We start from the raw sequence: 6,956 nt of genomic DNA, 5'->3' as shown, positions 1-6,956 counted from the left end.
GATGATTTGGGATTCGCTGAATCGTGATTTTTTCATAATAGAAAGTAGTGAATTTTCTCTACTTTCAAACGGTCAACTTTCAGGGAAGCTTACAAAGTCTTCTGTAGATGCTCTGATGTCTGCCCACAATTCCCGGCGGAGTTTCTCTTTCTCCTCGCTGCTATACTCCGTTAATTCATTAGGTTTATTTTTAAAAGAGCGATACCACTGATCGATGAGCCAGCGACCTTCTTCAGTCTCTTCACCCCGAAAGAACTTTCTTAAATTTCTTTTTATTTCACTTAAATTCATTGTCAATAATCAGCAACTTCGCTTTGTCGGACAGTATTTAGGATCTTTTACACAATCCAAAACTTTGTCCTTTCACCCTATTGACAACTGCCGGCAGGGTAATCCCCCAAGGATTTTTTGGGAAAGTTAGAGGCTAAGGTTAGAAATGCATTGGATAGTAATCTATTTTGTGCTACCTATTACGCAAAAGCCTCTATGCAAAGTGAAATGCGCAATTTAAAAATAAACTCTTGATACAAAATCAGAATGGACAGTCCCTGTCAATTTACTTAAAGCCAAGTAAAAACCATTGCAACACTGATAACCCGTTTTAAATAGGGACGCAATACTTTCAATGCCCTTCCGATATGATTTTCAACGGTTTTGGGTGAAATATTCAGTCTTTCACCGATCTCTTTATGGGATAGCTGCTCTATTCTGCTTAGCTCAAATACTTCCCGGCAGCGATCGGGAAGCTGCCTGACTTTTGCCTCCATCTCTTCCCGGAGATAGTTTTTAGAAAACTGGTGTTCGGTGGCAAGACCGTTTATTTCATAGTACCGGATCGTCATCTTTTCATATTTGGCTCTTGTATTTTCCTCCTTTATCTTATTGATAACCCGGTGTTTTAGAGCTGTAAACAGGTAACCGCTCACATTCGAGCGAATGTTGAGGGTCTCATGCTTTTCCCAGAGTTCCACAAACAGCTCCTGAAGCACATCCTTTGCCAGCTGTTCTGATTGCAAACGATGCATAGCTACTGCAAACAGTGATTCCCAGTGCCGGTTGAAGAGCTGTTCAAATGCTTTCCGGTCCCCTTCTCCTATATCTTCTAATAACTGTCTGTCGCTTTGTCCCTTATTCATTAACTTGATATTATGAGTCTGTGAAAATATACTGATAGACAAGTATACATTCCCTTCCCTATAAAATTGTTAACTTAATGTTATGTTTGAATAATAAACATGTTACGAGCTTTTAACATCAAGTTAACTTCCTAACTTCAGCCTTTATTAAGCTCTCAAATTAAATTTTAAAGTGCAAAAAATAGAATAAAAATTCACCAATAACGGAAATATAAAGGCCAAAAATAAATTATTCTTTCATCAATTTAGTACAAACTTTGATCATACCGATGGATTGATAATCCTTTAAAGATGTCTACCTGACCGTAATACAGTTCGATATTGTTCTGGAATCGAGCTTTAGAAAATAAAACTTACTTGCCCCCTTACTCTCTCCTTTTGATCTCACTTTTTACGCACCAGCGTAATCCCGTCCCTCACCGTCAACAACACCTGTTCTACCGACGGATCTTCGGCGACCTGCTTATTGACCCGGTCAATCGCCCGGGCTTTATCAGTGCCGGGATCGGTAACCTCTCCTCCCCAGAGCATATTATCGATCGCCATGATCCCTCCCCGGTTTAATCTCGGTAGTAACAATTCATAATAATCCGGATAGTTGATCTTGTCAGCATCCAGAAAAATCAGATCGAAGTTTCCCGGAATCGTCGGAATGGTTTCCAGTGCCTTGCCCATCACCAACGTTATCTTAGACCCGTGCTCGCTCTTGTTAAAAAATTTGCGGGCGATTTCTTCATATCTCTCATTGTATTCACAGGTAAACAGCTCGCCCTCCTCCGGGAGTGCCTCGGCCATCGTAAGCGCCGAATAGCCGGCAAAAGTACCCACTTCAAGTACGCGCTTAGCCCCTGATATTGTAATTAAAATCGACAACAGCCGCCCAACCTGTCGGCCACTGAGCATGTCGATATGCTCAAGCTCTTGCTCCGCAGCCTTAATAAGATCCTGAATAACGGGGGAATCATCGGTGGTGTGGGCCAGCGCATACGCTTCGATGTCTTTGGGGATCATAAACAAGATGTTTAAAAATTGGGAAATTTAACGGAGCTTAAAGATATTCAGGTGATGAATGTTCAACAAATATTTTATCCTTGGATTTTATTCCCGCAAAAGAATCGCCCCTGTTTATCAAGCTCCTCCGCCTTTACACCTGGCTTCTTTTCAAGCGCAGGTTCAGCCGGGTCTGGTTAAAACAGGATTACCAGCCGGACGGCCAGTCCAAAACGATCTATTATCTGAATCACCATTCGTGGTGGGACGGGCTTATTCCCTTGCTGCTCAATGAATATCGCTTCCGGCAGCAGGCGCGTGCGATGATGGAAGACAGACAGATGGTCGAGCATCCTTTTTTTCAGAAAATAGGAGCTTTTTCTATTAACAGAGAGGATAAACGTCATTCCGTCGCGGCGCTGCGGTACGCCCTGCAATCTTTTGAACGACCCAATGCCAGCCTGTTTATCTACCCGGAGGGAACGATCACGCCGGCCGGCACTCCGATGCAGTTCGAAGGCGGTTTAGCCTGGCTCAACGGGAAGATCCCGCAGGTGGATGTCGTACCGATTGGCATCTATATGCACACGATCCGCCGGGACAAACCGGAGCTGCACCTGGAGGTAGGCGCCCCGGTTCAACCGGATACCTCGCTTTCGACCGGGGAGCAGAACCGCCATTTCGAGCAGGCCCTGGAACGCATCCTCACCAACCTGCGCCGAAAAGCCGGCTTTGACGATTCAGCTTTTGAGCGGTTTCTTTAATTTATTAATGTTCATTTTTTCATCGATGAAAAAATGAACCAAAAAAATCGCCGACATACCTGCTTCGGCGTTCGGTCTCGGCCGGCACGTAAATAAATGAAGATTTTGTTATTCCGAAAATCTTGGCAAATCCATTGCTGCGGAACGCTGGTCGCTTTTCCACTTCTTCCCCCATTTATTTCTCTTCGTGCCGCCTCTCGACCTTTCCCCGCCTCACCTGCTAAGTTCGGGAAAATGGTTTTCCCACGGTGACTCTTTTTACCTTTCCCTTATTTTTAAAGTAAGGTTACTCAAAAAGTATCTTATCACTTTTTAAAAACGGCGGCCTTGAAAAGTCAGCGCCTTGGGTGGCGGAGGCAAGGTGGAGGAAAAAGAAAAATATTTGTTTGAACCCGACCCTGTCGGGTGAGTTTATATTTTTCTCCGGAGCCGACGCGACCGCCGGGCGCTGAGTTTTCTCAGCCTTGACCTTTCCCTTATAGCTGCTAGCCCCGGGCACTTCCGGAATGGATCAAATCAACCAGTCTCTATTTCTACTACAATTTTTCATTCACTCCGGCCTAATAAATGGTGCTGAGGAGAGTGACCGGAGCCAGAGCGGCTAAAATCATTTCTGTTTGAGACATCGTGGACTTCGATGTCGAGTTAAATGATTTTAGCGAAGGCGCAGGGAACGCCAGCACCATTTATTTAGTCGGTCATTTTTTTGGGTTCCGTTTTTTCATGAAAGAAAAAATGGAACAAACAAAATTACCACGTCCACCGGTAAAGCCTCCCGGACCGCTGTACCCAGTGGGGCTTTGCGTGAGCCTGGCGGATACGCATGTTGACCAGGGGCCAGAAAACACGCCCGTATATCCTGCCGGGACAGATATATTCGGTGATCCCGCGCGCGGATTCAAGCACCCGGCTGCCCGGAACGCTCAGGAAAACATCACTCAAAAACCGCTGGTAGAACGGGCCGTTGTCCAGCAGGCGGGACTGCTGGACCTGCATTTCAGTTCCGTCATGGCCACGCATACTGAGCTTGCGTCCCGAGTACAGGCCGAAGAGGGATAAACTTTTATCGCTGACGTCAATCTGGTTTCCTCTTGCTGTGATTTTCGACCCCGAGGGATCGATGAGCCAGGCCTGGTGCTGATGTTGAGACGGCCCGTCCTTTCCCTTTCCGTTCATCACGTAGTATACCAGCGTGGCGTAATCAAAGTGACATCGTCCCCAGTACCAGTCGGTAAACTCCTCGCGCATCGGTTCATCGCCCCTGTTGTGATCATGATACCCCTCCCCCCGAAACGCAACAGTACGGTCTTCCGCTCCCTTCCCTGCGGCTCCTATCTCTATGGTTCCGCTAACGTCCGCCAGCGGCTGCACCAGGTTCCAGTGATGCCCGGCCGGGGAATGGTCTTCCGTATCTTCGAAGAGGTCCGTCACTGCAGGACTGTCAAACGTCAGTTCCGCTCGCAGCCGGTCGCCGCTGGGCAGCTCTTCGTTCAGGCTGAGTGAATACAAGAGCTGACCGCCGGTGCGGCTTCCTTTCATCCTGTGGGGACCTATTTCCACGAGGGGACGCTCTTCGGAAAAGATGCAATCTGTTGCGTCATACTCGGTAAAACTGTAATAAACCGGCTCCCCCTGATCATATACTGAAATACTCACGGCCGGGTACTCCGAGGGCATGGGCCCAGAAGAAGTGGAAGTGGATGAGGATGCAGGAGAGGCCGGTCCTGTCTTTTCCTCCAGGGCCTTGATATAGCGGGTGGAAAAGGGGTTTCCCTCGTAAAAGATGGCTACAAAACTATACCGGCCGTCGTCGGAAAGCGCATCAAAGTACCACCACTCATAGCCTCCCGGCGGCTGGCCGGTCGCACGGGTGTCCCGGGCTGGATCGGATAAAATATTCATAGGTCGGAGTGAAAGTTTTTACTCAAAATCATGCCTGCATATAAACCGAAAGCTTCAATGTAGAAATTTCCTCACTTCCAGCGGGAGAAAAGTCCGGCCTTGAAAAATCAGGAATATAGTTAGGTAAAGGCGGTGCGGAGGACCAAAAATAATTTCTGTCCGAGGCTCCGCGGGGTTCGGAGCAAGTTAAATTATTTTCCGGAGCACCGGCGAAACCTTATTTCTGATTTTTCACCAGCCGGTGATTTTTTGGTTACTTTTTTCTTCATCGAAAAAAGTAATAAGTAATTGTTAATAAAAAAAGATAGCAAGGATATATTTTTAAGCTGTAAATGAATATCCAAAGCACAATTTGATCTTCCTTTTTTCCCTGCTACCTTTTATCCTGGATTATTCACAAAGATATTTGGTTATGAGCAAGGCGGAATGGAAATGGAGGCGGAGAGGTACCTTAGTACCTTGAAGCACCCATTTTCAATCCAGCGCAGGAGCAAATTTCGAAGTCCTCATGTTAATAATTCAAAAAATGTCCGTATGGTATCCTAAGGCTTTAAAAAATGAACAGGATAACGAATCATTCCATAGTATTAATGAATAATTCAGGTTAGGCATGCTGATACTCTTTTACATAGCATTGGGCTACCTTGTGATTACCACCCTCATTTTATTGCGGAACAGGCGGGATTTCAAGGTGCCGGAACCGGCGCCCCCCGGCTATTTTGCCCGGCAGTCGCCGGGGGTAAGTATCTGCATCCCCGCACGCAACGAGGAGGTATCCATCGAGCGCTGCGTCCGCTCTGCGGTCAGCCAGCAGTACCCCGACTTCCACGTGTATGTACTGGATGACGGCTCCACCGACAGGACGTCCGACATCCTTGCTGCGTTGGAAGACCAATTCCCGAAGCGGCTGACAGTGCTGCTCGGACGTCCGAAACCCGACGACTGGCTGGGCAAGCCGTGGGCCTGTCATCAGCTCGCGGAGGCTTCTCATGAAGAAATTCTCCTCTTTATAGACGCCGACACCTGGCTGGAACCTGCTGCCGTGGCCAAAACCGTACGTACAATGGGACAGGATATCCTGGATTTTATAACGCTCTGGCCTTCTCAGCAGTTGGGTTCCTTCTGGGAGAAAACGGTAATTCCGCTCATCTACACGGCCCTGCTTACCCTTCTTCCGGTCCGTTATGTCCGCCGACCGCCAAAATGGATCCCCCCGTTCCTCAGGAAGCATGTGGACCCGCTCTTTGCGGCGGCATGCGGACAGTTTATGGCTTTCAAGCGACGCAGTTACGAGGGGATTGGGGGACATCATTCCGTCAGGGACATGATTGTCGAGGATGTGGGCCTGGCCCGGAATATTAAACGGGACGGCTATACGATGAATATGTATCACGGCCGGGATCTGGTCAGCTGCCGGATGTACCGTTCCCGCAGCGAGCTCTGGCAGGGACTTCGAAAAAATTTTCTGGCCGGCTTCGGGTATAATCTCCCGATGTTCGGGGTGATGGGACTCCTGCATCTGGTTGCCTATATACTCCCTTTCCTCGCTTTTCCCCTGTTGCTTTATTGGGGCGGCTCTGCAATACTGCTGGGATTCTGTACAGCGGCTCTGCTTCTGGTATTCATCCAGCGCTTTATCATCAATCGCTGGTTCGGCTGGAATATTTTTTATGTGCTCCTCCATCCCCTCGGGGTCGGCTGGTTTCAGGTATTGGCTATACAAGTACTGAAGGATTATATAACAAACAACTCCCCGACGTGGAAAGAGCGAAAACTGTAAGAGAAAATAAAACGCATAAAAAATCCTCACATATACTTTATATGCTACGGTTTGAATTTGTGCAGGTGTTGATATTGAGCAAACTTCTTGGCTTTTCAAGGCCCTCTATTCCACTTTTTAAATCAAAAAATAGGATCGGCCTTTGAAAATCAGGGATCTGCGTGTCTAAAGCAGGTGCGGAGGATAAAAAATAATTTCTGTCTGAAGCTCCGCGAATATCGGAGCCAGTTAAATTATTTTCCGGAGCGCCCGATATAGCTGATTCCTGAGTTTTCACCAGCCGGTGAGCTTTTTGGCTACTTTTTTGGTCACTCAAAAAAATAGCAAGAATAATGAGTCTACAAACCTTCAACTTGGTGTTTATTTTTATCCGTAAAGTCTCCA

At 47.3% G+C, this 6,956-nt stretch carries 7 protein-coding genes; 2 read left to right on the top strand and 5 right to left on the bottom strand.

Going from position 1 to position 6,956, the window contains the following annotated elements; genetic code table 11:
- Positions 1-72 precede the first annotated feature (72 nt).
- The 3 genes from BUB16_RS11835 to BUB16_RS11825 form a co-directional block, all read right to left on the bottom strand.
- The gene (locus BUB16_RS11835) at positions 73-291 is read right to left on the bottom strand and encodes a hypothetical protein (protein WP_073064263.1); all 219 of its coding nucleotides are present in this window, start codon (positions 289-291) and stop codon (positions 73-75) included.
- Between the two features lie 269 nt (positions 292-560).
- Entirely contained in the window at positions 561-1,136 is a 576-nt protein-coding gene (locus tag BUB16_RS11830; RefSeq protein WP_073064261.1) for an RNA polymerase sigma factor, read from the bottom strand.
- Positions 1,137-1,520: 384 nt separating this feature from the next.
- Positions 1,521-2,147 carry an O-methyltransferase gene (locus tag BUB16_RS11825; RefSeq protein WP_073064259.1) on the bottom strand — a complete coding sequence of 209 codons (627 nt, stop codon included), beginning with the start codon at positions 2,145-2,147 and terminating at the stop codon, positions 1,521-1,523.
- Positions 2,148-2,227: 80 nt separating this feature from the next.
- Between BUB16_RS11825 and BUB16_RS11820 the strand changes: the two genes are divergently transcribed.
- Entirely contained in the window at positions 2,228-2,890 is a 663-nt protein-coding gene (locus BUB16_RS11820; RefSeq protein WP_073064257.1) for a lysophospholipid acyltransferase family protein, read from the top strand.
- Positions 2,891-3,640: 750 nt separating this feature from the next.
- Here the strand turns inward: BUB16_RS11820 and BUB16_RS11810 are convergent.
- Positions 3,641-4,792 carry a hypothetical protein gene (locus tag BUB16_RS11810; RefSeq protein WP_073064253.1) on the bottom strand — a complete coding sequence of 384 codons (1,152 nt, stop codon included), beginning with the start codon at positions 4,790-4,792 and terminating at the stop codon, positions 3,641-3,643.
- A 610-nt stretch (positions 4,793-5,402) separates the two neighbouring features.
- Here BUB16_RS11810 and BUB16_RS11805 point away from each other — a divergent pair.
- The gene (locus tag BUB16_RS11805) at positions 5,403-6,572 is read left to right on the top strand and encodes a glycosyltransferase family 2 protein (RefSeq protein WP_073064251.1); all 1,170 of its coding nucleotides are present in this window, start codon (positions 5,403-5,405) and stop codon (positions 6,570-6,572) included.
- A 37-nt stretch (positions 6,573-6,609) separates the two neighbouring features.
- Here BUB16_RS11805 and BUB16_RS21230 read toward each other — a convergent pair whose 3' ends face one another.
- Positions 6,610-6,888, bottom strand: coding sequence for a hypothetical protein (locus BUB16_RS21230; RefSeq protein ID WP_139240287.1), 279 nt, complete (start codon positions 6,886-6,888; stop codon positions 6,610-6,612).
- Positions 6,889-6,956 lie beyond the last annotated feature (68 nt).

The organism is Fodinibius roseus (assembly GCF_900129315.1).
Classification (GTDB): domain Bacteria; phylum Bacteroidota; class Rhodothermia; order Balneolales; family Balneolaceae; genus Fodinibius; species Fodinibius roseus.
Note: the sequence above shows the minus strand (reverse complement) of the source record. Positions and strands in the feature narration are given on the sequence as shown.

Coding starts and splice junctions, on each gene's coding strand:
- BUB16_RS11810 (WP_073064253.1), bottom strand. CDS start 4,792: ATGAATATTTTATCCGATCCAGCCCGGGACACCCGTGCGACCGGCCAG.
- BUB16_RS11830 (WP_073064261.1), bottom strand. CDS start 1,136: ATGAATAAGGGACAAAGCGACAGACAGTTATTAGAAGATATAGGAGAA.
- BUB16_RS11805 (WP_073064251.1), top strand. CDS start 5,403: ATGCTGATACTCTTTTACATAGCATTGGGCTACCTTGTGATTACCACC.
- BUB16_RS11825 (WP_073064259.1), bottom strand. CDS start 2,147: ATGATCCCCAAAGACATCGAAGCGTATGCGCTGGCCCACACCACCGAT.
- BUB16_RS11835 (WP_073064263.1), bottom strand. CDS start 291: ATGAATTTAAGTGAAATAAAAAGAAATTTAAGAAAGTTCTTTCGGGGT.